Genomic DNA, 26,622 nt, shown 5'->3' with positions numbered 1-26,622 from the left:
GGCCCTCCGCCCCCGCCGGTCCCACCCGCCGCGCCGCCCCCTCCGGGTGGCGCGGCCGTCCTCGGTGCTCAGTCCACGCCGAGCGCGGCGACGGGCGGTGTGCGCGCCGCCGCCCGGGCGGGCAGCGCCGACGCGGCCAGGCCGGCGACGACCGCGACGGCGAGCACCGCCGCGAGGTGCGCCCAGGGCACCGCCAGCCGCACGTCCCCGAAGGGGCCGAACACCGTGGCCGCACCCGCCCAGCCGTAGAGCAGGCCCAGGACGCTGCCGATGAGCGCCCCCACGCCCGCGATCAACATGCCCTCGGTGGCGAGCATCGCGCGCAGCCCTCGGCGCGAGAGCCCCACCGCGCGCAGCGTCGCGGACTCGCGACGTCGTTCGATCACGGACAGCGAGAGCGTGTTGGTCACGCCGATCAGCGCGATGACGACGGCCACGCCGAGCAGGCCGATGACGATGGCGAGCATCACGTCGATCACCTGCTCGATGCCCTGCCGGTCCGCTGCGTCGCTGATCACCACGACGGCCTCGTTCGCCATCACGTCCTGCACGTCCTGCAGGGCGGTCGTCGCGTCGGCGCCGTCGGCCAGGCGCACCAGCAGTGCCGACGTGGCGTCGGGCAGCTGCAGCGCATCGGCCGCGTCGGCGGTCAGCAGGATCATCCTCCCGTCCCGGCGCACGACGTCGATCTGCGTGGTGGGACCGCCGGTGGCCGGGGCCCGGACCGTCAGCCGGGGCTCGTCGCCCGACCAGCCGTGCGGCGCGACGCTGCGTCCGCCCGCGATCGCGGCGGCGGCGGCGGGGTCGCGCAGCAGCAGGTCCGCGCTCGCGGGGTCGACGACCACCGCCTCCTGGCTCAGGCCGTCGGGCGACTCGAGCCCGCCGCGACGCGCCGGAACGGCTGTCGCGACCGCGTCGAGCCCCGCCACGTCGGACACGACGTCCGCGTCCAGCTGCTCCTCGCCCAGGACCATCAGGTCCACCGGGCTGCGCTCGTCCATCTCCTGCGCGAGCGCGGCCTGGGCCGACACGGCACCGGTGCTCATCATCACGACGAGCGTCACGCCGATCACCAGCGCGGTGCTGGTCGCCGCGGTGCGCCGGGGGTTGCGCACGGTGTTGGCGGCGGCGAGCCGCGCGCTCGCGCTGATCGCCGACACCGGCCGGCCGACCGCCGAGACGATCGGGGGGATCCACAGCGGGGCGCCGACGAGCAGACCCACGAACGACGTCGCACCCCCGAGCACCCCCAGGGCCAGCGGCAGCATCGCGTCGAGGCCGACACCTGCGCGTCCCATCACGACGCCGCCGACGAGGGCGCCGCTGCCGGCGAGCACCAGGAGCGCGGAGACGACGAGCCGCACCCTGCCGGGACGCGCGCGCACGGTCGGGGCGTCCGCGGGACGCAGCGCCGCCACGGGTGACACCCGTGTCGCGGCCCGGGCGGGCACGAGCGCCGCGCCGACGGTCACCGCCACGGCGACGAGCACCGGGACCAGCGTGCTGCCGAGGCTCGGCTGCACCTGCGCCGGCAGCGGCACGTCGCCCTGGACGCGCGACAGCACCACCAGCGAGCCCTGCGAGAGGGCGAGGCCGGTGAGGACGCCCGCGGTCCCGGAGACCAGGCCCAGGATGCCCGCCTCCAGCAGGACCGCGGCGCGCAGCTGGCCGCGGCGGGCGCCGACGCAGCGCAGCAGGGCGAGCATGCGGGTCCGCTGCGCGACGACGACCTGGAACGTGTTCGAGATGACCAGGGCGGCCACGAGGAGCGCCACGGCGGCGAACCCGAGCGCGACCATCGCGATGACGTCACCCCCGCCGAGGTTCTCGACGGTCCTCACCGCCGCTTCGTCGCGGGTCGCGACACCGGCCCCCGGCACCGCACCTACCAGGGCGGCCTGCACCGTGGCGACGTCGTGGTCGGCGAGGACCAGCACCTCGGCGCCGTGCATGGCGTCGATGTCCCTGAACCCGCTCCACGTGACGACGGCGTCGGTCGTCGCGAGCGCCGCACCGCCGTACCGGGACCATGCCCCGCGCGGGTCCTCGACGAGGCCGACCACGCGCACGTCCGCGGTGCGCTCGACCTGCTCCTCGTCCAGCACGCCGGCCGCGTCGTCCACGTCCACGCCGGCCGACGCCGGCGAGTCCTCCGCAGCCGCCTCCCGCCACGTCGACACGACGGTGTCGCCGACCCCGACCCCGAGCCGCTCGGCGGTCGAGGTGGGCAGCGCGATCTCGGTGGCGGTCACCGGCGCACGGCCGCTCGCGACCTGGAGCGAGCCGAGCTCGGGCACCGAGGGCACGGGGATGACGGTCTGCGACACGCTGCGCCGGCCGCTGCGGAGGTCCGCCCAGCCGAGGAGCGCGGGGTCCGCGGCCGCCACGCCGGGCGTGCTGCGCACCCGGTCCAGCACCTCGGACAACGGCGGCTCGTCGGTCCGGTCGACGATGAGGTCGGCCGTGCCGTACGTCGCCGTGGCGGCGTCGTACGCGCCGCGGGTGATCACGTCGCCGGCCGTGAGGGCCGCGGTGACGAACGCCGACCCGAGCAGGACGGCGATGCCGGCCGCGACCAGCCGGCCCATGTTGCTGCGCATCTGCGCGAGGGTGAGTCGCAGCATCAGCGCAGCCCACCCGTCGGCAGGCGGACGACCGGCGTCGCGCCGGTCGGCGTGCCGGCGGGCGACTCCAGGACCCGCAGGCCCTCGAGCCCGGCGAGCACCGACTCCGGCGTCGGGTCGGCGATGTCGCCGGCGATCCGGCCGTCCGCGAGGAGCACCACGCGGTCCGCGTACGCAGCGGCCGTCGGGTCGTGCGTGACCATGATGATCGTGCGGCCCAGCTCACGCACCGAGCGACGCAGGAAGCTGAGCACCTCGGCCCCCGAGCGCGAGTCGAGGTTGCCGGTGGGCTCGTCGGCGAAGACGACCTCCGGCTGCGCGATCAGCGCGCGGGCGATCGCGACGCGCTGCTGCTGGCCGCCGGACAGCTCGCTCGGGCGGTGCGTCAGGCGCGGTCGCAGGCCGAGCGTGTCGACGAGCGTGTCGAACCACGCGGCGTCGGGCGTGCGACCGGCCAGGTCCAGCGGCAGCACGATGTTCTGGTCCGCCGTGAGCATCGGCAGCAGGTTGAACGACTGGAAGACGAATCCCACGCGGTCGCGGCGCAGCCGGGTCAGCGCGTCGTCGTCGAGCGAGGTGATCTCGGTGTCGCCCAGGTGCACGGTGCCCGACGTCGCGTCGTCGAGCCCGGCGAGCAGGTGCATGAGGGTGGACTTGCCGGACCCGGACGGCCCCATGATGGCCGTGAACGCGCCCGTCGCGAAGTCGACGTCGACGCCGTCGAGCGCGCGGACCGCGGCGGGTCCCGTCCCGTAGACCTTCGTCAGCGTGCGGGCGCGCGACGCCGGGGTGGCGGCGCCCGCCGGCGACGGGTCGGGGCGGGGGGCTGTGGTGTGCACGGTGGTGCTCCTGTCTCGCGGTGTGGCACCAGCCTCGCCGCGCGCACGGTGCCACCGCGTCCCGCCGTGGGCGGGTCCGGCCGACGCCGACGTCATCCCGTGGCCGCAGCAGCCCGGCGACTCGTCATCCGGCCGGGCGACGGGCGGCGCCCGGCCGCTCGGCCCTCAGGAGCCCGGACGGACCAGACCGGCCTCGTACGCCACCACGACGGCCTGCACGCGGTCGCGCGCCCCGAGCTTGGCCAGGATCCGGCCCACGTGCGTCTTCACCGTCGCCTCGGCGACGAACAGGTCCTGCCCGATCTCGGTGTTGGACCGGCCGCGGGCCATGAGGACGAGCACCTCGCGCTCGCGGTCGGTGAGCTGGGCGACCGCGCGGTGCGCGGGGTCCTCCGTGGCGGCGGGTGCGTCACCGGGCAGGGCTGTCACCAGGTGCTCGAGCAGGCGCCGGGTGCTGGACGGCGCGATCACGGCGTCGCCCTGGTGCACGGTGCGGATCGCGGCCAGCATCTCCTCGGGCGGGGCGTCCTTCAGCAGGAAGCCGCTGGCCCCCGCACGGATCGCGGCCAGCACGTACTCGTCGAGGTCGAACGTCGTCAGCACGATGACCCGGGGTGCGGGCGCGTCCGCCGTCGCGCGCGACACGATGCGCTCGGTGGCCTCGAGCCCGTCCATCGTGGGCATGCGCACGTCCATGAGGACGACGTCGACCGGGCCGGTCGCGGTGCGTGACTGCGGGTCCAGCGCCCGCACGGCCTGCGCACCGTCGCCGGCCTCGAGCACGACCTCGAGGTCGGGCTGCGAGTCGATGACCATGCGGAACCCGGCCCGCACCAGCTGCTGGTCGTCGACGAGGGCGACGCGTACGGGTGCGCCGGCGTCGGGCGTTGTCGTGGTCACGGGGTGGTTCCTCCGGCTGGGTCTTGGGTGGTGCGACGAGGCGGGGTCGTGGTGTGCGCGGCGGGGGCGGCGTCCGTCCCGTCGGCGGCGTCGCGCGCCCCCGGCGTCGGCAGCGTGGCGCGCACACGGTAGCCACCCCCGGGCCGTGGCCCGGCCGTGACGGTGCCGCCGAACATCGTGGCGCGCTCCCGCATGCCCAGCAGTCCCTGGCCGAGCCCGTCGGCGTCGGCGGCGGCGCCCCGGCCGTCGTCGCTGACCTCGAGCGAGACGGCAGCGGGGTGCCACTGCAGCATGACGGTGACGCCGGGGTCGGGGCCCGCGTGCTTGAGCACGTTGGTCAGCGACTCCTGCGCGATGCGGTAGACGGTCAGGCCGGCGCCGGGCGGCAGGTGCCGCGGCGTGCCCAGGCGGACGAACGACACCCGCATGCCGCTGGCCCGCATCTGCGCCACGAGCGCCTCGACGTCCTCGACCGCGGGCTGCGGCGTCGTCGTGGCGACGGCTGCCGTGCCCGCGGGGGCGTCGCGCTCGTCGGCCGGTGGCAGGATGCCCGGCGCGGCGCCACCGGGTGCGGCGCCCGGGGTCTCGCGCAGCACGCCCAGCAGCCGGCGCATGTCGGTGAGCGCCGCACGCCCCGTCTCCGCGATCGTGCCGAGGGCGCGCGTGGCCGCCGCCGTGTCGTGCGCGGCCGCGTACCGGCCGCCGTCAGCCTGCGCGATGACCACGGACAGGCTGTGGGCGACGATGTCGTGCATCTCGCGCGCGATCCGGGCGCGTTCCGCGGCGGTGGCGATCATCGCCTGCTGGTCACGCTCCACCTCGAGCCGCTCGGTGCGGTCGACGAGCGCCTCCAGGTGCTCGCGGCGGGCACGCCGCACCAGGCCGAACGCCCACGCGACCAGGAAGATGCTGGCGACGAAGACCGTGAGGAGGGCTGCTGCGGGCCGGCCGTACTGCAGGGCCAGCCAGGTACCGACGAGGAGTGCGCCCGCCATGGCGCCGGCCAGGGCGGTGCGGTGGGCCCAGCGCGGACCGTGCAGGGCGACGGAGTAGAGCGCGAACGGCACGACGGCGTCCACGGGCAGCACGGGGAACCCGGCCACGACGTGCAGCAGCGCGCACGTGTAGATCGTCGTCACCGATGCCGTCGGGTGGGTGCGTCGCCACGCGAGGGGCACGACGACGCCCACGATGCACAGGGACACGAACACCGCGTCCAGGCCCGGTGCCCGCCTGCCGAGGGCGGCGATCGACGCCGGCGCCAGCGCGAGCCCGAGCAGCACGGTGATCGTGACGTCGACACCGAGGCGGTGCGTGTCCTCCCAGCGCCACAGGCGGTCCCACCACGACATCCCCCGAGACTAGGACGCCGCCGCCGGGTCGGCGTGCACCCCGGGTCGGACCGGCGGGGGGTCGGGGTCCGCCCGGGGGACCAGCGCCGTGGGCGGTGCGCCCTGCCGGATCACGATCGGGGGACCGTCCGGCGGGTCGGGACCGAGGACTGCCGCGCCCGGACGAGTCCGTGACCTAACATGGCGGAATGACCCAGGTGCTGCTGGCGGAGGACGACCCCGCGATTGCCGAGCCTTTGGCGCGGGCGCTCGGGCGTGAAGGTTACGACGTGCGCGTGCAAGGCACAGGTCAAGGCGCGATCGACGGGGCGGCGAGCGCCGATCTGGTGGTGCTCGACCTCGGCCTGCCGGACATGGACGGGCTCGACGTGGCGCGCGCGATCCGCAGCCAGGGCCTGACGACGCCGGTCCTGGTCCTCACCGCGCGCGCGGACGAGGTCGACCTGGTGGTCGGGCTCGACGCGGGCGCCGACGACTACGTGACCAAGCCCTTCCGGCTGGCCGAGCTGCTGGCCCGCGTGCGTGCCCTGCTGCGCCGCTCCGTGGGGGACCCGGCCGACGAGGACGAGCTGCACGCGCAGAACGTCCGGGTCGACGTCGCGGCGCACCGTGCGTTCCAGGGGGAGCGCGAGCTGCACCTGACCGCCAAGGAGTTCGACCTGCTGCGGGTGCTCGTCGCCGCCGCCGGCACGGTCGTGGCGCGCGAGACGCTCATGCGCGAGGTGTGGGGCTCGGACCCGAGCGGGTCCACCAAGACCCTCGACATGCACGTGTCGTGGCTGCGCCGCAAGCTCGGCGACGACGCCAACGCCCCCCGCTACATCTCGACCGTCCGGGGGATGGGCTTCCGCTTCGAGACCGGTGCCGCGGACGGCGCCGGTGTGGTCTCCGAGGCGGCGGCGGGTCCGCTCGACCGGGTCTGACACGTGCGACGTCGCGTCCTGCAGGCGACGATCGCCGCCGTGACGGTCGCCGTCGTGCTGCTCGGGTTCCCGCTCGCGTTCCTCGGCGCGCAGCTGGTGCGCGAGAACGAGCTGCGCGGCCTGGAGATCCGGGCCGAGTCCGTCGCACGCACCGTCGACTTCCGCGTCGACCAGCAGATCGCCCTCTCCGACCGGATGCTCGAGCCGTACACGGGGGGCGACGGCGAGCTCAGCGCCACGGTCGTGGTGCGTACCCCCGACGGGGAGACCTACCGGGCCGGGCCGACCGTCGACCAGCGTCGGCTGACCGTCCAGGTCACGTCGACCACGGCGGCCACCGTGCTCCTGTACGTCTCGTGGTGGGACATCTTCTGGATGTCCACCCAGGTGATCGCCCTCGTGGTCGTCGCCGCCGTCGTCGCGTTCGCGGCGGGCATCGCGATGGCGATCTGGCAGGCCAACCGCCTGGCCGCCCCCCTGGTGTACCTGGCGGCGTCCGCCGAGCAGCTCGGGTCGGGCCAGGTGCGCCCGCAGCTCGAGCCGTCCGGGGTCGAGGAGATCGACCTGGTCGCCGCCGAGCTGGCCCGCAGCGCCGACCGGATGGCCGGTCGCCTGGCGGCGGAGCGGCAGTTCGCCTCGGACGCGTCCCACCAGCTGCGCACCCCGCTGACGGCGCTGTCCATGCGCCTCGAGGAGATCATGCTCACCGCGGGGGAGCCGGAGGTCCGCGAGGAGGCCCGGATCTCGCTGGAGCAGGTGGAGCGGCTCGTGCGCGTCGTCGACGACCTGCTGGCCAGCTCGCGGCGCGCCCAGGGTGGCACGACCGAGGCCATCTCCCTGCACGAGGTCGTGCACCAGCAGGAGGAGGAGTGGTCGCCGACGTTCGCGGCGGCCGGGCGCCGCCTGGTCGTGGACGTCGACCCCGCCACGCAGGTGCTCGCGACGCCCGGCGCGCTCGCGCAGGTCCTGGCGACGCTCATCGAGAACTCGCTCAAGCACGGCGCCGGGACCACGACCGTCCGCTCCCGCGCCGGCGGGTCGTCGCGGGCGGTCGTCGTCGAGGTCGGCGACGAGGGCGAGGGCGTGCCCGACGACCTCGCGCCGCGCATCTTCGAGCGTGACGTCACCTCCGGGGCCGGTACGGGGCTGGGTCTCGCGCTCGCCCGGGACCTCGCGAACGCCGACGGGGGCCGCCTCGAGCTCGCGCAGCGCCGACCGGCGGTCTTCGCGCTGTTCCTGTCGGGTGTGCCGGCCTCGCTGCGACCCGACGTCGTCCTGCCCCGTGGCGCGGTCGTCTCGGTGCGCCGCGAGCGCCGGTGGTGAGCGGCCCACCGGTCCCACCGGCCCTCACCTTCCCCCGGTAGGCTGTCCCGCACAGAGTCCGCGAGGGGGAAGCCGTGCAGTTTCTCGAGCCGGCGATCCAGGGGTACGCCTGGGGATCGTCGACCGCCATCCCGGAGATGCTCCGGCGTCCTGCCGACGGCTCACCCGTCGCGGAGGCGTGGTTCGGCGCCCACAGGTCAGCGCCGTCCCACCTGGCCGGTGCCCCGGCCGTGCCGCTGGACCAGGCGATCGCCGTGGACCCCGTCGCGACGCTGGGTGAGGACGTCGTGTCCCGCTTCGGCACGGGTCTGCCCTTCCTGCTGAAGCTGATCGCGGCGGCACGTCCGCTGTCGCTGCAGGTCCACCCGAGCGTCGAGCTGGCGCAGGAGGGGTACGCGCGCGAGGACGCGCGCGGCGTCCCCCTGGACGACCCGCGGCGGTCCTACCGCGACCGCAACCACAAGCCGGAGCTCGTGTACGCGCTGTCCCCGTTCGAGGCGCTCGTCGGGTTCCGCGCGCCGCGCCGGGCCGCGGAGATCCTCGACGGCGTCGACCACCCGACCGCACGGCAGCTCCACAAGGTCGTCACGTCGGACCCGACGTCGACGGGCATGCAGGAGGCGTTCACCCTGCTGGTCAGCGAGGCCACCCGGCCCGGACCGGACGAGGTGCGGGACCTGGCCGACGCGTTCCGCGCCCGCCTGCGCACGGGGTCGCCGTCCCCGCGGACGGACCGGGCGGTCGACGTGCTCGAGCGCGCCTACCCGGGCGACCCGGGTGCGGTCACGGCCGTGCTGCTCAACCCCGTCAGCCTGCGGCCGGGCGAGGCGCTCTTCGTGCCCGCCGGTGCCGTCCACGCGTACCTCGACGGGTTCGCCGTCGAGCTCATGGCGAACTCCGACAACGTGCTGCGCGCGGGGCTCACCGCCAAGCACGTCGACGTGCCCGAGCTGCTCCGGATCGTCGAGTGCGTCGCCGCCCCGCCCATCCGGATCGCGGCCGAGCACGTGTACGACGCCACCGACGTCTTCTACGTCCCGGTCGACGACTTCGAGCTCTCCGTCACCCGCGTCTCGGACGCGCGCTGCCGGATCCCCGGTGGCGGCCCGCGGGTGGTCCTCTGCCTCGAGGGCGAGGTCCGGCTCATGGCGCACAACGGGGCCGTGCTCGACCTGACGGCGGGGCAGGCCGCCTTCGTCCCGGCCTCCGACGGCGTGCTGACGGCCGCGGGCGGCGGACGGGTCGTGCAGGCGTCCGTGCCGTGACGGTCGCCCGGCGCGGGACGCCGGCGAGGTGCCGGCCGGTCACCGGCTACCCTCGTCGTCCGTGACACCTCCGACCGTGGCCGTCGTCGGCGGCGGGCAGCTCGCCCGCATGATGGCGGGCCCCGCGACCGCACTCGGACTCCACCTGCGCGTCCTCGCCGAGGGGCCCGACGTCTCGGCGGCGCAGGCCGTGCCCGACGCCCCCGTGGGCGTGCCGGCCGACGTCGACGCCGTGCTGGCCCTCGTCGAGGGTGCCCAGGTGCTCACGTTCGAGCACGAGCACGTGCCCGCGCCGGTGCTCGACGCCGTCGCCGCCCGCGGGGTGCCGGTGCACCCCACCCCGGCCGCGCTCGTGCACGCCCAGGACAAGGCGGTGATGCGCCGACGGCTCACCGAGCTCGGCGTGCCGTGCCCGCGCTGGGCGCCCGTCGCCGACCTCGCCGACCTCGAGCGGTTCCGGGACGCCGCGGGCGGGCGCGCGGTCGTCAAGACGACGCGCGGTGGCTACGACGGCAAGGGCGTGCGGGTGGTCGGCGACGGTCCCGTGCCGGCGGACGTCGTCGCGTGGTGCGCCGCAGCCGCCGACGGCTCCGGCCCCGCGCTGCTGGCGGAGGAGCTGGTGCCGTTCACACGGGAGCTCGCCGTCCTCGTGGCGCGCACGCCGTCGGGACGCAGCACCGTGTGGCCCGTCGTCGAGTCCGTGCAGCGCGACGGCGTCTGCGCCGAGGTGGTCGCGCCGGCGCCGGACCTGGACCCGGCCACGGCCGCCGAGGCCGAGCGGGTCGCGCGCACGGTCGCCGACGGGCTCGGGGTGACGGGCGTCCTGGCGGTCGAGCTGTTCGAGGTGCCCGGTCCGGACGGCGCCGCACCGCGCGTGCTCGTCAACGAGCTGGCGATGCGGCCGCACAACTCGGGGCACTGGACGATCGACGGGGCCGTCACGAGCCAGTTCGAGCAGCACCTGCGCGCCGTGCTCGACCTCCCCCTGGGGGACGTCGCGCCCGTGGCGCGCTGGACCGTCATGGCGAACGTCCTGGGCAGCACGCTCGACGACCTGACCGACGCCCTGCCGGCGGTGCTGGGGGCGGACCCCGGCGCCCGCGTCCACCTGTACGGCAAGGCGGTGCGGCCCGGCCGCAAGCTCGGGCACGTCAACGTGTCCGGGGACGACCTGGAGGACGTGCGCGCCCGCGCCCGGGCTGCCGCGGCGGTCCTGCGCGGTGAGCGTCCCGGCGACGGAGGTACGGCATGAGCGAGGCACCCCTGGTGGGCGTCGTGATGGGATCCGACTCCGACTGGCCGGTCATGCAGGCGGCGGCCGACGCGCTCGCCGAGTTCGGCGTCCCCGTCGAGGTCGACGTCGTGTCGGCGCACCGGCAGCCGGACAAGATGGTGGCGTACGGGCGTGACGCGGCGGCGCGCGGGTTGCGCGTCGTCATCGCCGGGGCGGGGGGTGCGGCGCACCTGCCCGGCATGCTCGCGGCCGTCACGCCGCTCCCGGTCGTCGGCGTACCCGTGCCGCTCGCGCACCTCGACGGCATGGACTCGCTGCTGTCGATCGTGCAGATGCCGGCGGGCGTGCCGGTGGCGACGGTGTCCGTGGGCGGTGCCCGCAACGCCGGGCTGCTCGCGGTGCGCATCCTGGCGTCCGGGCTCGGACCGGAGGCGGAGCGGCTCCGCACGGCGATGGCCGAGTTCCAGGACGGGCTGCGGGCGCAGGCCGACGCCAAGGGGGAGCGCCTGCGGGCGCGCGCGACGCGGCCTGCGGCGGGCTTCTCCGCCTGAGCCGCGCCGCACCGTCACGGGCTCAGCCGGGCGGTCCGCCCACCTGGCCCGGCGGCAAGGTGCCGTCGCGGACCGCGGCGAAGAACACGGGCGCCTGCTCGGGGTCGAGCAGGACGGTCGACCCGATGCCGCCCGGACGGTGGTCCATGCTCGCGATGGGCGGGGTGCCCGTGACGCCGCCTTCGCCGTTCGCGTCCCGGAACGCGAGCGCCAGCCGCGCGACGTCCAGCACGCCGGCCTCGTCGTCGAAGGTCAGGGCGCCGGTCCCGGCGTCGACCAGCGCCACCTGCGCGCCAGGGTCGAACGCCAGCGAGCGGGGGCTGACCTTGCCCATCACGGCGCCGATCAGCTGCCGCTGCCGCTGCGCACGCCCCACGTCGCCCGCCGGGTCCGCCTTGCGCATGCGCGCGAAGGCCAGTGCGGTGCCGCCGTCGACGTCGTGGCACCCCGCGGTCCACACCATCCCGGAGTCCGCGTCGTCCACGTCGCCGTCGTAGCAGAGGTTGACGCCGCCCACGGCGTCGACCAGGTGGGCGACGCCGCCCATGCCGATCTCGGCGTAGTGGTCGACGGTGAGCCCCGTCAGACCCTCCACCGTCTGCACGAGCAGGGGTGCGCCGCCCCACGCGAACGCGGAGTTCAGCTTGGCGCCCCCGTACCCCGGCACGTCGACGTACGTGTCCCGGGGCAGCGAGATGAGCGCGGTCGGCCCGTCGGCGGGCACGTGCAGCAGCAGGATCGTGTCGGTCCGCTGCCCCTCGGTGCCGTCCTCGGCGATGCCGCCCTCGTCGCCGCGTGCGTCCGAGCCCGCCAGCAGGTACGTCGTCCCGGGGGTGCCGGCCGCGCCGGACAGTGCGGGGGTGTGCCGCAGCAGCCCGTTCGCCCACACCAGCAGGCCGATCGGCCAGGCGAGCAGCGCCGCGGCGACGACGAGCGCCACCACGGTCAGCCGTCGCCGACGTCGCCGGCCGCGGTCCGGTGCGACCGGGGGGACGGGCGGCGCGGTCCGCGGACCCGCGGGGACGGCGCCCACGGGGCGGCCGGTCGGTCGGACGCCGCCCGCCCGCCGGGGCGCGGTGCTGCGCGGCGGTGGCGGTGCGGCCGCGGGTCGCGGTCCGCCGGCTGGTCCCGGCGCGGCGGCGGGCCGGGGACCGGCCGGGGGGATCGCGACCGGTGTCCGGCGCGGTGCGGCGGCGGGGACCGACGGTGCCTCCGCCCGGGAGGTCGGCACCGCACCGCCCGGCGCGGCGGCCGCAGTCGCGCGCGGCGCACGGGCCGTGGCGGGTGCGGCAGCGCTGTCACGCGACGGCGCGGGTCGCCGGACCAGGCGGGCCGGCGGGGCGGGGCGGGCGCCGGGACCACCGACGACGCGTGCACCGTCGGTGTCAGGGCGCGCGCGCCCGCCGTCGGGCGCGAAGCTCGGCGGCGGGGTCGCGTCGTCCGGGCGGCGGGGCACGGGCGTCAGCAGCTCGTCGACGCGGCGTCGGCCGCGGTGAAGGCGTCGACGCCGGGTGTCTTGGTGTCGGTCGGCGTGGGCTCCGCAGCGGGCGGGGCGGCGGGCGCCTCGCCGGGGGCGCCCGGGTCGGCCGGGGCGGCGGGGGCGGCCGGCGCCGCGGGATCGGCGGCGGGCGGCTCCGGCTCACCGAGCATGGGCCGGTCCGCGGCGATGTTGGCCCACAGCTCGTCGGCCTCGGCGGTCCACTCCACACGGTTCGCGTCGCTGCGCGCAGGTGCCCACGGCACGGTCATGAGCGTGATGTTCCCACGCTCGATGCCGCGCAGGCTGAAGGCGAGGCCGGTGAGGTCCGAGACACCGAGGTCGGTGGTCACCGACTGCGTCGCCGCGCTGAGGAACTGCATGAGCTGCGCGCCGTCGGTGAGCAGGTTCTTCGAGAGCACCTCGTTGGCGACGTTCGCCAGCAGCTTCTGCTGACGACCCGCCCGCATCGTGTCCGACCCGTCGAACGTCGTGCCGTGCCGGGCCCGCGCGTACTGCAGCGCGGTGGCACCGTCGAGCACGTGCATGCCCGCCGTGAGGTCCAGCCCGGTGTAGCGGTCGTAGACGTCCTGCTCCACGCACATCGGCACACCGCCGATCGCGTTGATCATGTTCTGGAAGCCGGCGAAGTCGACGACGACCACGTTGGACACGGTGACGCCGGTGTTGGCCTGCAGCGTGCTGACCGCGCACGCGGCGGCGGAGTCCAGGTCGCCGCCGTAGTCCCACCCGATCGCGAACGCCGAGTTGAACATCGCGTTGCGCTGGGCCTTCGTCGTCCGGCCGTTGGTGAGCGTGCACTCCGGCACGTCGACGAGCGAGTCGCGGGGGATGGAGACCATCTCGACGCGGGTGCGGTCGGCGGACACGTGCACGAGGATCGTGGTGTCCGAGCGCATGCCCTTCTCGTCGCCACCGATGTCCGCGTTCACGCCGTCGCGCTGGTCCGAGCCGAGGACCAGGACGTTGACGGCGCGTCCCGCGTTCGCGTCGGCAGGGTCGGGCGCGTCGCTCGGGGTGGGCGCCGCCTCGACGAGCTCGGAGATGTCGAGGCCGTCGACGTTGTTGCTGAGCCGCGCGGCGAAGGCCGCGCCGCCGGCGGCACCGAACACCACGACGCTCGTCACGGCCAGCGCGATGCCCCGCAGGACACCCTGTCGGTGCAGGTTACGAGCGTGCCGGGGCGCACGTGGGCGCCGCGGAGCTGCGTGGCGGGTGGTCACGGGACGATCGTAGAAGAGCCGGGTCGTCGATGCGGGTGAGCTGCGCACCGGCGCGGTGGAGGATCTGTGGAGATGGCGGGCGGCGACCCGCCCAGGTCACCGACCCAGGACGGCGTACTTGGCCTCGGTGGCGTCCTTCTGCGGGCGCCACCACGCCTCGTGCGAGCGGTACCAGTCGATCGTCGCGGCCAGCCCGTCCTCGAACGTCGTGAAGCGCGGCTCCCAGCCGAGCTCGGTGCGCAGCTTGGTGGCGTCGATGGCGTAGCGCAGGTCGTGGCCGGGGCGGTCGTTGACGTGGTCGTACGCGTCGGCGGGCTGACCCATGAGCTCGAGGATGAGCTCGATGACCGTCTTGTTGTCCTTCTCGCCGTCGGCGCCGATGAGGTACGTCTCGCCGAGGCGCCCCTGCTCGATGATCGACCACACGGCCGAGTTGTGGTCCTCGACGTGGATCCAGTCGCGCACGTTCTCACCCGTGCCGTACAGCTTGGGCCGCACGCCGTCGATGACGTTGGTGATCTGGCGCGGGATGAACTTCTCGACGTGCTGGTACGGGCCGTAGTTGTTCGAGCAGTTCGAGATGGTCGCGCGCACGCCGAAGCTGCGGGCCCACGCACGCACGAGCAGGTCCGAGGACGCCTTGGTGGACGAGTACGGGCTCGACGGGTTGTACGGCGTGTCCGGCGTGAACTTGGCCGGGTCGTCCAGCTCGAGGTCGCCGTAGACCTCGTCCGTCGACACGTGGTGGAACCGCACGTCGTGGCGGCGGACCGCCTCGAGCAGCTGGTACGTCCCGATGACGTTGGTCCGGACGAAGGGCCACGGGTCGTGCAGCGAGTTGTCGTTGTGCGACTCCGCCGCGAAGTGGACCACCAGGTCCGCGTCCTTGACCAGGCTGTCGACCACGTCCGGGTCCGCGATGTCGCCCTTGGCCAGCACGACCTTGCCCGCGACCGGGTCCAGGCTGCGCTCGTCGCCCGCGTAGGTCAGCGCGTCCAGCACCGTGACCTGCACGTCGGGACGCTCCCGCACGGTCTGGTGGACGAAGTTGGAGCCGATGAAGCCGGCTCCGCCGGTCACGAGCATGCGCATGGAGAATCCTCGGTCGGGCGGTCGGGCGGTCGGGCGGTCGGGGCGACGCGACGTGCGGCCGTCGCGCCGGGTCACAACGGTAGAGTACGCGGGCCCACCGCCCTGACGTCCGATGAGGATCCCTGTGACCCGCCCCGTTCGTACGAGCCTGTCCGTCCTCTGCGTGCTGGCCGCCGTCGTCGCGCACCTGGCGCTGCAGGCGGCCATGATGTTCCGCTGGTCGGGCTGGAACCTCGGCGCGTTCCGCAACTACTTCTGGTCCGACCAGCTGTCGTACCTGTCGATCGTCACGGGCGTCGCGGACGGGCAGTCCTGGCTGGTCGAGCCGTTCACGCTGACGGGGACGAACCACTACCCCCGCGCCTGGTACGTCCTGCTGGGCACGGTGGCCCGCTGGACGGGGACCAGCTCGGCGACCGTGTGGACGGTGGGGGGCCTGCTCGCCCAGTGCCTGCTGGTCGCGGCGATCGCGACGGCGTGCGTGCTGCTGACCCGGCGGTGGTGGGCCGGTCTGCTGGGCTTCCTGCCCTTCCTGCTCGGCACCGGCTCGTGGTTCGTCTCGGACTCGTGGATGACGCTGCTCGACAGCCACGCCGTGCTGTGGGGCCCCTTCGGCGTGATGTTCACCCTCAACGGCGAGACCGTGGCGCTGTCCCTGGGTGGCACGGCGCTGATCCTGCTGCTCCTCGTCGCCGCCGGGCGCATCCGGGGTCGCGCCGCCTGGGTCGTCGCCGTCCTGGCCTGCTTCGTCGTAGGTGCGCTGGCCGCGGTCCAGACATACTCCTTCTTCGTCGTGACGTTCACGCTGCTGTTCTCCGGCGCCGCGGTGGGCCTCGTCAGGTCCCGGTCCCGGGCCGGGGCCGTGTGGTCGGCGGCGCTGCTCGTGCTCGTGCTCGTGACCGGTCCGGTCGTGGGCCGCGAGATCAGCCAGCTCTCGGTGCTGCTGCTGGCCGTCGTCCCGGCGGCGCCGGGGCTGCTGCTGCTGGGACGCGCCCTGGGGTGGCGTGTCCTGTGGTGCGTCGGCGCGCTCGGCGTCGGGGCAGCGCCCCAGATCCTCGCCACCGCGTGGGGCCTGCTGCAGGAGGACCCGTTCCTGGTCTACCGGGAGGCGTCCTCGACCGACCTGGGTGTGCCGTGGACCAACGGCCTGGTCGCGGCCGCGGGCGTGCTGCCCGCGCTGGCGGTCGTGGTGGTCGCGGGCGTGCGCCGTCGTCGGACCCTGTGGGTCGCCGTGCCGTCGGCGCTGGCGCTGCTGTGGGTCTACCTCGCGACGAACGACCTGTGGGGGGCCGGGCAGGAGCCGTACCGCTTCTGGCTCGACATGTACGTGCTCGTCGCCGTCCTGGTGGTGCCGCTCCTGGCCTGGGTGGTCGTCGAGGGCCTGTCCGGTGCGGTGCCGGAACCGACGCCCGCCGACCGCCCCGTGGCGTCCGCGGCCACCGTCCCGGCGGCGGCCCCCGCCGCGCAGAGCGGCACCGACGCCGCGGCGGACGGGGCGCCCGGCGGTGCCACGTCGGCGTCGCCGGCCGGCGCCGCGCCCGCGCCGTGGCCGACCCGCGACCGTCAGGTGCTGGCCGGTGCGACCGTCGTCGCGCTCGTGGTCGCCGCCGTGTGGAGCGTCTCGGACTTCCGCCTGTTCCGCGAGGGCGTCACGAGCGCCGGGTACGTCACGCTCGCGGGCGACGTCTACCTCACCGCGGGCGCCATGGCCGACGAGCGCGGCGACGACCGGACCGTCATGACCGACGCCTGCCTCGACCCGACGATCCTCAAGGGGACGTGGCCCGGGCCGGTGGCCTTCTACAACCGCGGGATGGCCTGGCCCGACCGCAAGGCCGACATCGACGACGCGCGGGCCGGCATGGGTGCCGGTGAGCTCGACACCGACGCGGCGCTGCGCGCCGGGATCGGCTGGCTGCTCGTCGACCGCGACTGCGACGTGCCGCTCACCGAGGGCGACGACCTCACCCTGACCGACGAGCGCACCGCCGGGACGCAGACGATCCAGCTCTGGCGCATCGAGGGCTGACGGGCCGCCGACCGACGGCGCGCGCCGCCCGGACGTCGTCGCCCGGGCGTCAGTGCGGGGCGACCAGGGCCGCGCGCACGTCCTCGGCGGTGCGGTGGATGCCGGTGGCCAGGGTCGTGAGCGAGCGGTGGTCGAGCTCCGGCCAGACGACCGAGCGCAGCCGCAGGTCACGCGACTGCTGCCGCGACAGGTCCGAGGACGCCATGCGGACGAGCACCGGTCCGCCCAGCACGCGGCGCGACAGCCCCAGCAGGTGCGCGATCGAGGCCGCCTGGTGCGACGCGAGGATCTTCACGACCGGCGCGGTCACGTCGCCGCTCGCGGCGAGACGTGCGTGCGCGTCGACCACCAGCGACCCGGCGTCGTCGACGTAGAGGTAGTCCCGCAGCGTGTCGAGGGAGACGTAGACGCCGACCGGCTCGCGCAGCACGTGGGACCGGCAGAGCGCCGAGACCAGGCCCTGGTTCTTGCCCAGGTCCTGCCCGGGACCGTAGAGGTTGGCGATGCGGCCCACGAGCACGGGCACGCGCGGCACGAGCCGGGCGACCTCCTGCTCCGCCGCGAGCTTGGCGCGCCCGTACGCGCCGAGCGGTGCGGGGACCGTCAGCTCCGTGAACGGCGGGGCGACGCTGCCGCCGTACACGCCGCCGGCCGAGGACGCGTAGAACAGGGACGTCGGCGCGGGGGAGTCGCTCGTCCACGCGTCGACGAGCCGGCGGACGACGGCGAGCTCCGTGTCGAGCACCGACTGCTGGGCGCCGACGACACCCGCACCGGCGCACCAGGCCACGGCCCAGTCGCCGTCCGACGCCTCGGCGGCCTCGGCGCAGGTCGCGAGGATCGCGGCCACGGCCCCGTCGGCGTCGTGCCACGGCACGCGGGGGTGCCACGTGGTCGCACCGCGGCGCTCGAGCTCGCGGCGCACGGCACCACCGAGCATGCCGCCGGCGCCGACGACGACGACGTTCCCCGCCGGCGTCGCGGTGCCGGCCGTGGCGTGGGGCGCGGTCACCTGCGCTCGGGCCGCCGGCCGAGCGGGCCCGCGTCGGGGTCGCTCACCAGCAGGTAGGCGGGCTTGCCCATCGCCATGTTGACCGCGACGCCCACGTACTCGGCGATGATCCCGAGGGAGAACAGGATGGCGCCGGAGCTGACCAGGACGACCACCACGGTCGAGGTCCACCCGGCAGGCAGCGGCTCGCTGCCGGCCAGCCGCATCCAGGCGATGACGACGGCGAAGAGGATGCCGACCACCGCGAACGTCACCCCGAGCGCGCTGACCGCGCGCAGCCCGCGGGTGCCGCTGGACAGCACCATGCGCCAGAAGTGCGACAGGAGCCGGCGGGTGGAGTAGCCGGAGGCGCGGCCGAGCTCCTGGCGCGAGACGACCGGGCAGGAGCCCGCGGCCCCGGAGACCCAGCCGAGCGCGACGTCGAGGTAGACCCCCGCGCCCGCGAAGGCCGCGGTGCTGCGGGCCACCTCACCGAGCACGAGACGGTAGCTCTGGTACTTCGACGTGTCCGTGCCGCCCAGGAGGATCTCCGTCACCCGCTTCGCGCCGCGCGAGGCCGCGTTGCGCAGCGGCCCGTGCGGGGGCGGGTTGGTGGGCTGCGCGTAGACGACCGACCGGCGCTCACGCATCGCGGTGTCGAGCAGGTCGCCGAGGAACGCCGGGTCGTGCTGCCCGTCCTCGTCCATCGTGACGACCCAGTCGCCACCGCTCGACGCCATCCCGGCGAGGGTCGCCGCGTGCTGACCGAAGTTGCGGCTCAGCCAGAGCGTGCGGACCCACGGGTGGGTGGCCGCCAGCTCGCGCATCACCGCGGGGGAGTCGTCCGGACCGTGGTCGTGGACGAGGAGGACCTCCTCGACGACCGCGACGTGCCCGTCGCGGGTCGTGAACTCCTTCGTGTGCTGGGCGAGCTCGCCGACCACGTCCGCGATGGTCGCCTCTGCCTGGTACACCGGGATGACCACCGAGATGCGGTGCGTGGCCCCGGCGGAAGAGGAGAAGCTCGTCACCGGAGTGACTATAGTCTTCACCTCGTGCGCCCCGGACCTCGGGGCAGCCTGGGCACGGGAGGGGTCGGTCGTGGACGCAGTGGACCCGGCGTCCGCACCGAACGCCGCGGACCGGCCCGACGCGGAGCGCCCGGAACCCGTCCCCGCGCCGCCTGCCGGCATGCACGGTGAGCCGGGGCCGCTGCTGCGGCTCGTGCGGGACCAGCGCGTCGCGTTCCTCATCGTCGGCGGCATCAACACGGTGCTCGGCACGGCATGGTTCATCGTCTTCCAGTCCCTGCTCGGCGCGAGTCTCGGGCGCTTCACCTACCTGGTGAGCCTGCTGTGCGCGCACGTCGCGGCGGTCCTGACCGCGTTCGTCCTGTACCGGCGGTTCGTGTTCCGCGTGCGGGGCAACCTGTGGATCGACCTCGCGCGGTTCGAGCTCGTCAACCTGTCCGCGCTGGCCGTCAACGCCGTGTCGCTGCCGTTCGTCGTCGAGGTGCTCGGCATCCCGCCGATCCCGTCGCAGCTGCTGATCACGCTGGTGACGGCGCTCATCAGCTACTTCGGGCACCGTGACTTCTCGTTCCGGCGGCCCCGCGGGACCGTGGCGGGCAGCCCGGAGCCCACCGATCCCCAGGAGAACCCGTCATGAGCCCCCGCCTGTCGGTCGTCGTCCCGGCCTACAACAACGCCGCCGTGGTCGCCGAGACGATCCGGTCCGTCCTGGCGCAGACGTACGACGACTACGAGCTGGTCGTCGCCGACCACGCGTCGCAGGACGGCACGTGGGAGGTGCTGCAGCAGTTCGCCGACGACCCGCGGGTGCGGTTGCTGCAGACCCCGGCGGGCGGCGGTGCGAAGGCCAACTGGGACGCCGTGTCGCAGGCCGCCACCGGCGAGCTGGTCAAGCTCGTCTGCGGTGACGACCTGCTGTACCCGCGGATGCTGGAGGTGCAGGTGGCGGCCTTCGACCGGCACCCACGCGCCGAGGTCGTCGCGTCGAAGCGCGACATCGTCGACGCTGCCGGCAAGCCGCTGGTGCGCGGCCGCGGCCTGGGGCGGATGCGGGGCGAGGTCGACGGGGCCGCGGCGCTGCGCGCGACCGTCCGCAGCGGCGGCAACCTGCTCGGGGAGCCGATGTGCGTGATGCTGCGGCGCAGCACGCTCGAGGCGGTGGGCTGGTGGGACGACCGGCAGCCCTACTACATCGACCTCGGCACCTACGCCCACGCGCTGGTGCGCGGCACGCTCGTGGCGGTGCCCGAGACGCTGGCCGGGTTCCGGGTCAGCGCCACCCAGTGGAGCGTCCGGCTCACCCACGAGCAGAGCAGCCAGGCGGCGGCGTTCCACGCCCGCGTCCGTGCGGAGCACCCGGAGGTCCTGTCGGCCTCCGACGTCGCGCGTGGCGACCTCATGGCCAAGGTCGCGGCGTGGCAGCGCCGTGCGGCCTACGCCTGGCTCGGGCGCCGCATGCAGACCGCCGAGGCTCGCCCGGCCTGAGGTCACGGGGGCGAGCCGGCCGCGGGTGGACGCCGCGCCGGGTGGACGCCGCGCCGGGTGGAACGCCGCGCCGGGTGGACGCTCTGCCCGGTGGCCGGCGCGGCGGGTGGCCGCCGTGCTCAGACGCCGGCGAGGACCTCGTCCGCCGCCACGGCCCAGCGCTGCTCCCAGTCGCCGATCGGCTCGACGCCCACCGCCCGCAGCGACGCGTGGTCCAGCACGGACCAGGCCGGCCGCACGGCGCGCCGGTCGAGCGTGGCGGAGGTGGAGGGACGGACGACGTCCGGGTCCATCCCCGCCGCGGCGACGGCGGCGCGCGCGAAGCCCCACCAGCTCGTGCGGCCCGAGGACGTGGCGTGGTACGTGCCCGGTGCGACGTCCTGACGCACCGCGGCGAGCGTGAGCGCGGCGACGTCCCGGGTCCACGTCGGCTGACCCCACTGGTCGTCGACGACGTCGAGGCTCCCGCGCTCGCGCGCCACCCGCACGATGGTGCGGGGGAAGCACGGGCCGTGCGCGCCGTAGAGCCACGCCGTGCGCAGCACGAGGTGCGAGGCAGGTGCCTCCGCGCGGACGGCCCACTCGCCGGACAGCTTGGTGCGCCCGTACGCCTGCAGCGGGTGCGGCGCGGCGTGCGCGGTCAACGGGTCGGGCGCCTCGCCCGCGACGACGTAGTCCGTGGACACCTGGACGATCCGCGCGCCGACGCGCGCCGACGCCCGTGCCAGGTTCGCCGGGCCGAGCGCGTTGACCCACCACGCCGCGGCCTCGTCGTCCTCGGCCGCGTCGACCGCCGTCCAGGCGGCGCAGTTGACGACCACGTCGTGGCCGGCGACGGCGTCGAGCACCGCGTCGGCGTCGGTCACGTCGAGCGTCGCACGCGAGGTCGGGGTCACCTCCTCGCCCGCGTCGCCGAGCGTCGCCACCAGGTCCGCGCCGAGCATGCCCTCGGCCCCCGTCACCATCCATCGCACGGCCGACAGCGTACGGCCCCAGCGGGAGCAGGTAGCGTTCGGGGTGCCGACGAGTCGTGTCGGCGTGGGCGAGATCGAAGGGTGACGTGGTCGTGATGCGCGTGGAGGCACTGTCCGTCGACGGGGCGTGGCTGGTCGAGCCCGTGCTGCACGCGGACGACCGCGGCGTCTTCCTCGAGTCCTTCCGCGGCGACGTGCTCGCCGAGGTCACCGGGCGTCCGTTCCACGTCGTGCAGGCCAACACGTCGGTCTCGGCCGCGGGCGTCGTCCGCGGGGTCCACTTCGCCCAGGTGCCGCCGTCGCAGGCCAAGTACGTGACGTGCGCGCGCGGCGCCGTGCTCGACGTCGTGGTCGACATCCGCACGGACTCGCCGACGTTCGGGAGCTGGACGTCGGTGCTGCTCGACGACACCTCGCGCCGTGCCGTCCTGCTCTCGGAGGGCCTCGGTCACGCCTTCATGTCGCTCGTCGACGGCTCGACAGTGACGTACCTCGTCACCGCCCCGTACGCACCCGGTCGGGAGCACGGCATCCACCCGTTCGACCCCGCCGTCGGCATCCAGTGGCCGACGGTCGCGCCGGACGGGACGCCGCTGGTGCCGAGCCTGTCGGACAAGGACGCGGCCGCCCCCACGCTCGCCGAGGCGCGTGCAGCCGGTCTGCTGCCGACGCTGGCCGAGGTGGACCAGCACCTGAAGTCCCTCGCGCCCCTGCCGTGAGCACGGACGCGTCCCCGGCCGTGCCCGTGACGACCGCCCCGGGGCGGCGCGAGGCCCGCGACGAGCGCGCGACCGTGCGCGGTGAGCGGCTGCGCTCGGCTGCCGCGTACCTGCTCGCCGCGCTCGGCGCCTGCGCCGGTGCGGTGTGGGCGCTGCGGCTGTGGCAGGCGGACCTGCGCGTCCCGCTCACGTACTGGGGCGACGCGCTGGCCGTCGGTGCGCACGTCAAGACCACGCTCGAGACCGGCTGGTACGAGTTCCAGCCGCTGCTCGGTGCCCCGGCGGGGCAGACGTACCACGACTTCCCGACCTCGGACAACCTGCACGTCGCGGTCATGCGGGTCCTCGGCCTCGTGCTGGGCGACTGGGGCCTGACCATGAACGTGTACTACCTGCTGGGGTTCCCGCTGGCCGCGGTCACCGCCCTGGTCTTCCTGCGGGGCGTCGGCCTGGGCAGGCTCCCCGCCGTGCCGGTGGCCGTGCTGTTCGCGCTCGCCCCGTACCACCTGTTCCGTGGCGTCTCGCACCTCTGGCTCGCGTCCTACTACCCGCTGCCGCTCGCGCTGCTCGTCGTGTGGCGGGTCGCGCTCGGTCGCCCGCTGTGGACGTGGCACCGCGGCGGGTGGCGGCGCTGGGTGACGTCGCCCGCCCTGTTCACGGGCTTCGCGCTGGTGCTCGTCGCCTGCGGGTCCGCGTACTACGCGCTCTTCGTCCTGGCGCTGCTCGGTGTCGCCGCCGTGGCGTCCCTCGTGCAGCGGCGCGACGTCCGGCGCTTCGTCGGCGCCGTCGCGGCCGGTGCCGTGACCGGGGTCGCGCTCCTGCTCAACATGCTTCCCGACGTGCTGTGGGCCCGCAGCGAGGGGTCCAACGCCGCGGCCTTCGGGCGCGTCGCCGCCGAGGCCGAGATCTACGCGCTGAAGCTGACGTCGCTGCTGTTCCCGGTGCCCGACCACCCCGTGCCGGCGCTCGCCGCGCTGCGCCGCGTCTACGACGGCACGTACCCGTTGCCGTCCGAGCAGCCGGTGCTCGGCGCGACCGCCGCGCTCGGCCTCGTCGCCCTGCTCGTCGTCGCCGTGATGCGTCTGCTCGCGCCCGCCCGCACCACGCTGTGGCAGGCCCCGCGCCCCGCCGCGCTCGCCGTGCTCGCGGGCCTGACGCTCGCGGCGTTCCTGTTCGCGACCGTCGGTGGCGTGTCCAGCCTCATCTCGTTCATCACCCCCGCCGTACGCGGGTGGAACCGGATGACGATCGTCATCGCGCTGCTCGCCCTCGCTGCCGTGGCCGTGGGGATCGAGGCGCTGCGGGCCGTGCTCGCGCGCCGGGTCGGCAACCGGTGGGCCTCGGTCGTGACGGCCGGCCTGGCGGTGGGCCTGACGGTCGTCGGTGTGTGGGACCAGCGGCCGCTGAGCTACATCCCCGACCACATGACTGCGCGGGCGCAGTACGCGGCCGACGCGCAGTGGGTCGCCGAGGTGGAGGACCTGCTGGAGGACGGCGCGATGGTCGCCCAGCTGCCGTACCAGCAGTACCCCGAGTCGCCCGCGCTCAACGGGGTGTTCGACGCGGACCGGCTGCGGCCGTACCTGCACTCGGACACGCTGCGGTGGACGCAGGGCGGCGTCAAGGGCCGTGCGTCGGCGGAGTGGATGGGCCTGCTCGACCCGGTCGACGCGCCGGCGACAGCGACCGCGCTCGCCGCGGCGGACGCCTCGGCCGTCCTGATCGACCGCGCGGCCCTCGGCGGGTCCGCCCCGGAGGTCTCCGACGCGTGGCGCCGGACCGTGGGGGATCCCGCCGTGACCAGCTCCGACGGGCGGTACGAGCTCTTCGACCTGCGGGACCTGCGCGCCGACCTCGTCGCCGAGCACGGGGCGGCGACGGTGGACGAGGCCGGCGACCGTGTGGTCCACCCGACGATGGTGTTCCCGGCGACGGCGGACGTGCGCGTCACCACCGTGACGCAGGAGCCCGCCGACGGCGGCGAGCCGCGGACCCGCACCCTGTGGACGGCCGACGGTCCGCTCGACCTGGTCCTGGACAACGCCCGCGACACGGCCGCGCGGGTCGCCGTCCGCATCGCGGTGCCGGAGTCCGCGGCGCCCGTCGTGGTCCGGTGGGACGGGTCCGCACGGGACGTGGCGCCGGGGGAGTCGGTCGAGATCGACACGACGGTGCCGGCCGGTCGGAGCCCGCTCACGATCACGGCCACGGACGGCGGCACGACGGTGGTGGAGGCCCCGACGGTCGAGGTGCTCGACCGGCCCGTGCTGCCCCCGGTCATGGCACCGGCCGACGCGGGCTGACGCCGCGCGGGGACGATCCCGGAGCAACCGGACGCGGCGCCCGCAGGCGGGCGAAGTCCCCGCCGACACGGGGCCCTGGTCCGGTCCCGCCACCGGATCGCGTGTATAGCCTGACCGGCGCGCGTGCCGTGCGGTGCGGCGACGCGGGTCCACGGAGGTCGGAGCATGGCGCGGACGCGCTCGATGATGGCGGCGCTGGCGGCGCTCGCCGTCACGGTCACAGGGGTCGGCGTCCCCGTCGTCGCAGGCACGGTCACGGCGGCGCCGGCGGCAGCGGCCGTCGCGTCCGAGTTCTCGCCGGGCAACATCATCAGCGACACCCTGTTCTTCGACGGCTCGGCCATGACCGAGGGCGACGTGCAGTCGTTTCTCGTCGCCAAGCGGCCCACCTGCACGCCGGGCTACACCTGCCTCAAGGACTACGTCACCGCCACCACGAACCAGCCGGCCGAGCCGGGGCTGTGCAGCGCGTACACGGGACGTTCCGCCGAGACCGCCGCCCAGGTGATCGCGCGCGTCGGCCAGGCCTGCGGCATCAGCCAGCGCGTGCTGCTCGTGCTGCTGCAGAAGGAGCAGGGCCTGGTCACGTCCAGCGCGCCCGGGGACTCGCGCTACCGCAGCGCGACAGGGTTCGGCTGCCCGGACGGGGCGCCCTGCGACGCGCAGTACTACGGCTTCTTCAACCAGGTGTACCGCGCGGCGCGGCAGTTCAAGCGGTACGCGGCCAACCCGCAGAGCTACTCGTACCGCGCCGGGCGCGTCAACACCGTCAAGTACCACCCCAGTGCCTCGTGCGGGACGAGCCAGCTGTACATCGAGAACCAGGCGACGGCGGGCCTGTACATCTACACGCCCTACCGCCCCAACGACTCCGCGCTGGCCAACCTGTACGGCACCGGCGACGGCTGCGCCTCGTACGGCAACCGCAACTTCTGGCGTGACTACACCGACTGGTTCGGGTCCACGCAGAACGGCGCCGACCTGGTGAAGACCGCCGACGACCCGACCGTCTGGCTGCTCGGTGTGGGGACGAAGCACCGCGTCGAGGACCCCGTGGTGCTCGACTCCCTCGCACCGCTCGGTGCGCCCGCGGTCGTGTCCCGCAGCGTGATCGACGCACGTCCCACGGGTGCCTCGCTGGGCCGGTTCTTCCGGGGCCGGGACGGGTCGATCTGGATGTTCGACAAGGGCTGGCGGTTCCACGCGACGAGCTGTGACCTCGTCGCGGACTGGGGGCGCACGTGCGACGAGTACTTCAGCATGCAGCTGACCGACCGTCAGCTGTCGCGCTTCGTCGACGGCGGCCCGCTGTCCAACTCCTTCAGCACCGCCGAGGGGTCCTGGTTCGTCGTCGACGACGGCACGCGGCGTGAGGTGTTCGACCAGGCCTCGCTCGAGCAGGGCGGCGTCGTCACCGTCAACCCGCGGATCCACGTGCGGGAGGCGGCGGCGGCGCACCTGCGCGTCGGCGCTCCCGTGGTGCGACCGGGCGTCCTCGTGCGCGACCGCGCGGGGGGCGACGGCATGCTCGTGCTGCCGTCGGGCCGCTGGACGGTCGGCCGCGTGCTGGACTCCCAGACCCGGCTCGGGCAGCTGCTGCCGACGCGCATGTTCGACACCGCCAGCATCGCGGCCGCCGGGTCGGCGTCCGGCCGGTTCACCGGGACCCTCCAGGCGCCCGACGGCACCCGCGTCGTCACCACCATCTCCGGGACCCTGCGCCTGCCCGCGGGCGTCCTGCCCGCGCTGACGGGCCCGGCGGCGCCGGCCGAGGTGGTCACGGCGCTCGCCCCGGCTGAGGCCGGGCGGGTCGTGTTCGTGCGGTCCGTGACGGACGGGTCGCTGTTCCTCGCCGACGGTGCGCAGCGGCGGGCCGTGACGACGCTCGCGACCATGGAGACGCTCGCCGCCGGCGAGCGCGCGACCGTCGTCATGGTGGAGCAGTCCGCGCTGGACGCCATCGCCGTGGGGACCCCCGTGCTGACGCCGGGCCAGGTGGTCAAGGCGCAGGACGGTCCGGAGCTGTACCTGGTGGACGGTCCGTCGACGCTGCGGCACGTGCCGACGTTCGCGACGATGACCGAGCTGGGGCGCTCGTCGTGGACGACGGTGACGCGTGCGCAGCTGACGGGGTACACGGTGGGCACGCCGGCGCTGAGCACGGTGCTGTCGTGCGGCGGGACGACGTACGTGGGGGTCGGGGGCTCGTTGCGGCGGTTGTCGGCGGGTGCGGCGTCGGCGGCCGGGCTGCCGACGCTGACGGTCG

21 protein-coding genes are annotated in these 26,622 nt (G+C 75.1%); 11 read left to right on the top strand and 10 right to left on the bottom strand.

Going from position 1 to position 26,622, the window contains the following annotated elements:
- Nucleotides 1-68: 68 nt before the first annotated feature.
- The 4 genes from J1G43_RS18560 to J1G43_RS18545 form a co-directional block, all read right to left on the bottom strand.
- Nucleotides 69-2,624, bottom strand: coding sequence for an FtsX-like permease family protein (locus tag J1G43_RS18560; RefSeq protein WP_207371510.1), 2,556 nt, complete (start codon nt 2,622-2,624; stop codon nt 69-71).
- The gene (locus tag J1G43_RS18555) at nt 2,624-3,463 is read right to left on the bottom strand and encodes an ABC transporter ATP-binding protein (protein WP_307859666.1); all 840 of its coding nucleotides are present in this window, start codon (nt 3,461-3,463) and stop codon (nt 2,624-2,626) included. The genes J1G43_RS18560 and J1G43_RS18555 overlap by 1 nt, the downstream gene beginning before the upstream one ends.
- Before the next feature lie 165 nt (nt 3,464-3,628).
- Nucleotides 3,629-4,363, bottom strand: a complete 735-nt coding sequence (locus tag J1G43_RS18550) for a response regulator transcription factor (protein ID WP_207340926.1) — start codon at nt 4,361-4,363, stop codon at nt 3,629-3,631.
- Nucleotides 4,360-5,715 (bottom strand): sensor histidine kinase, encoded by a 1,356-nt coding sequence (locus tag J1G43_RS18545; RefSeq protein ID WP_207379063.1) that lies wholly within the window; start codon nt 5,713-5,715, stop codon nt 4,360-4,362. Before J1G43_RS18545 ends, J1G43_RS18550 begins: the two co-directional genes overlap by 4 nt.
- A gap of 188 nt (nt 5,716-5,903) precedes the next feature.
- Here J1G43_RS18545 and J1G43_RS18540 point away from each other — a divergent pair, with 188 nt between their 5' ends.
- The 5 genes from J1G43_RS18540 to purE all read left to right on the top strand — a co-directional run bounded on the left by J1G43_RS18540 (nt 5,904) and on the right by purE (nt 11,011).
- Nucleotides 5,904-6,638, top strand: a complete 735-nt coding sequence (locus tag J1G43_RS18540) for a response regulator transcription factor (protein ID WP_207340928.1) — start codon at nt 5,904-5,906, stop codon at nt 6,636-6,638.
- A 3-nt stretch (nt 6,639-6,641) separates the two neighbouring features.
- Nucleotides 6,642-7,961 (top strand): ATP-binding protein, encoded by a 1,320-nt coding sequence (locus J1G43_RS18535; protein WP_207340929.1) that lies wholly within the window; start codon nt 6,642-6,644, stop codon nt 7,959-7,961.
- 74 nt (nt 7,962-8,035) lie between these two features.
- A complete protein-coding gene (manA, locus tag J1G43_RS18530; protein WP_207371507.1) occupies nt 8,036-9,226 on the top strand; it encodes a mannose-6-phosphate isomerase, class I in 1,191 nt (396 codons plus the stop codon).
- Between the two features lie 61 nt (nt 9,227-9,287).
- Nucleotides 9,288-10,478, top strand: a complete 1,191-nt coding sequence (locus J1G43_RS18525; protein WP_207379062.1) for a 5-(carboxyamino)imidazole ribonucleotide synthase — start codon at nt 9,288-9,290, stop codon at nt 10,476-10,478.
- Nucleotides 10,475-11,011 (top strand): 5-(carboxyamino)imidazole ribonucleotide mutase, encoded by a 537-nt coding sequence (gene purE / locus J1G43_RS18520; protein WP_207371505.1) that lies wholly within the window; start codon nt 10,475-10,477, stop codon nt 11,009-11,011. The genes J1G43_RS18525 and purE overlap by 4 nt, the downstream gene beginning before the upstream one ends.
- 22 nt (nt 11,012-11,033) lie before the next feature.
- On the opposite strand, the gene J1G43_RS18515 is transcribed toward purE, so the two are convergent.
- The 3 genes from J1G43_RS18515 to rfbB all read right to left on the bottom strand — a co-directional run bounded on the left by J1G43_RS18515 (nt 11,034) and on the right by rfbB (nt 14,824).
- Nucleotides 11,034-11,951: an LCP family protein gene (locus J1G43_RS18515; RefSeq protein WP_307859665.1), complete on the bottom strand. Its 918-nt coding sequence runs from the start codon at nt 11,949-11,951 to the stop codon at nt 11,034-11,036.
- 521 nt (nt 11,952-12,472) lie between these two features.
- Nucleotides 12,473-13,732 (bottom strand): LCP family protein, encoded by a 1,260-nt coding sequence (locus J1G43_RS18510; RefSeq protein WP_207371504.1) that lies wholly within the window; start codon nt 13,730-13,732, stop codon nt 12,473-12,475.
- A gap of 96 nt (nt 13,733-13,828) precedes the next feature.
- Complete coding sequence (gene rfbB, locus J1G43_RS18505) at nt 13,829-14,824, bottom strand: dTDP-glucose 4,6-dehydratase (RefSeq protein WP_207371503.1); 996 nt, start codon at nt 14,822-14,824, stop codon at nt 13,829-13,831.
- A gap of 124 nt (nt 14,825-14,948) precedes the next feature.
- On the opposite strand from rfbB, the gene J1G43_RS18500 reads away from it, so the two are divergent.
- Nucleotides 14,949-16,853, top strand: a complete 1,905-nt coding sequence (locus J1G43_RS18500) for a hypothetical protein (protein ID WP_207379061.1) — start codon at nt 14,949-14,951, stop codon at nt 16,851-16,853.
- A 49-nt stretch (nt 16,854-16,902) separates the two neighbouring features.
- Here J1G43_RS18500 and J1G43_RS18495 read toward each other — a convergent pair whose 3' ends face one another.
- Together J1G43_RS18495 and J1G43_RS19745 are read right to left on the bottom strand one after the other, a co-directional pair.
- Nucleotides 16,903-17,865: an NAD-dependent epimerase/dehydratase family protein gene (locus J1G43_RS18495; protein WP_207371501.1), complete on the bottom strand. Its 963-nt coding sequence runs from the start codon at nt 17,863-17,865 to the stop codon at nt 16,903-16,905.
- On the bottom strand, nt 17,862-18,875 hold the full coding sequence (locus J1G43_RS19745) for a glycosyltransferase (RefSeq protein WP_307859664.1): 1,014 nt from the start codon (nt 18,873-18,875) through the stop codon (nt 17,862-17,864). Before J1G43_RS19745 ends, J1G43_RS18495 begins: the two co-directional genes overlap by 4 nt.
- A gap of 70 nt (nt 18,876-18,945) precedes the next feature.
- Here J1G43_RS19745 and J1G43_RS18485 point away from each other — a divergent pair, with 70 nt between their 5' ends.
- Both J1G43_RS18485 and J1G43_RS18480 read left to right on the top strand, forming a co-directional pair.
- The gene (locus J1G43_RS18485; protein WP_307859663.1) at nt 18,946-19,512 is read left to right on the top strand and encodes a GtrA family protein; all 567 of its coding nucleotides are present in this window, start codon (nt 18,946-18,948) and stop codon (nt 19,510-19,512) included.
- Complete coding sequence (locus J1G43_RS18480; RefSeq protein WP_207371498.1) at nt 19,509-20,360, top strand: glycosyltransferase family A protein; 852 nt, start codon at nt 19,509-19,511, stop codon at nt 20,358-20,360. Before J1G43_RS18485 ends, J1G43_RS18480 begins: the two co-directional genes overlap by 4 nt.
- Nucleotides 20,361-20,479: 119 nt before the next feature.
- Here J1G43_RS18480 and rfbD read toward each other — a convergent pair whose 3' ends face one another.
- Nucleotides 20,480-21,325: a dTDP-4-dehydrorhamnose reductase gene (gene rfbD, locus J1G43_RS18475; protein WP_207800886.1), complete on the bottom strand. Its 846-nt coding sequence runs from the start codon at nt 21,323-21,325 to the stop codon at nt 20,480-20,482.
- A gap of 104 nt (nt 21,326-21,429) precedes the next feature.
- Between rfbD and J1G43_RS18470 the strand changes: the two genes are divergently transcribed.
- The 3 genes from J1G43_RS18470 to J1G43_RS18460 all read left to right on the top strand — a co-directional run.
- Complete coding sequence (locus J1G43_RS18470; RefSeq protein ID WP_207371523.1) at nt 21,430-22,053, top strand: dTDP-4-dehydrorhamnose 3,5-epimerase family protein; 624 nt, start codon at nt 21,430-21,432, stop codon at nt 22,051-22,053.
- On the top strand, nt 22,050-24,356 hold the full coding sequence (locus J1G43_RS18465; protein ID WP_207371496.1) for a hypothetical protein: 2,307 nt from the start codon (nt 22,050-22,052) through the stop codon (nt 24,354-24,356). Before J1G43_RS18470 ends, J1G43_RS18465 begins: the two co-directional genes overlap by 4 nt.
- Nucleotides 24,357-24,521: 165 nt before the next feature.
- Nucleotides 24,522-26,622, top strand: a 2,101-nt coding sequence (locus J1G43_RS18460) for a hypothetical protein (RefSeq protein WP_207379060.1), incomplete at its 3' end; no start/stop codon positions are given.

The organism is Cellulomonas sp. zg-ZUI22, from assembly GCF_017353535.1.
In the GTDB taxonomy this organism is placed as follows: Bacteria; Actinomycetota; Actinomycetes; order Actinomycetales; family Cellulomonadaceae; genus Cellulomonas; species Cellulomonas wangleii.
The sequence above is the reverse complement of the archived record's forward strand: the minus strand, read 5'-3'. Positions and strand labels throughout refer to the sequence as shown.

Excerpts from the sequence above, each read along its gene's own strand:
- J1G43_RS18480 (WP_207371498.1), top strand. The coding sequence starts at position 19,509 with ATGAGCCCCCGCCTGTCGGTCGTCGTCCCGGCCTACAACAACGCCGCC.
- rfbD (WP_207800886.1), bottom strand. The coding sequence starts at position 21,325 with ATGGTGACGGGGGCCGAGGGCATGCTCGGCGCGGACCTGGTGGCGACG.
- J1G43_RS18470 (WP_207371523.1), top strand. The coding sequence starts at position 21,430 with ATGCGCGTGGAGGCACTGTCCGTCGACGGGGCGTGGCTGGTCGAGCCC.
- rfbB (WP_207371503.1), bottom strand. The coding sequence starts at position 14,824 with ATGCGCATGCTCGTGACCGGCGGAGCCGGCTTCATCGGCTCCAACTTC.
- J1G43_RS18540 (WP_207340928.1), top strand. The coding sequence starts at position 5,904 with ATGACCCAGGTGCTGCTGGCGGAGGACGACCCCGCGATTGCCGAGCCT.
- J1G43_RS18545 (WP_207379063.1), bottom strand. The coding sequence starts at position 5,715 with ATGTCGTGGTGGGACCGCCTGTGGCGCTGGGAGGACACGCACCGCCTC.
- purE (WP_207371505.1), top strand. The coding sequence starts at position 10,475 with ATGAGCGAGGCACCCCTGGTGGGCGTCGTGATGGGATCCGACTCCGAC.
- J1G43_RS18560 (WP_207371510.1), bottom strand. The coding sequence starts at position 2,624 with ATGCTGCGACTCACCCTCGCGCAGATGCGCAGCAACATGGGCCGGCTG.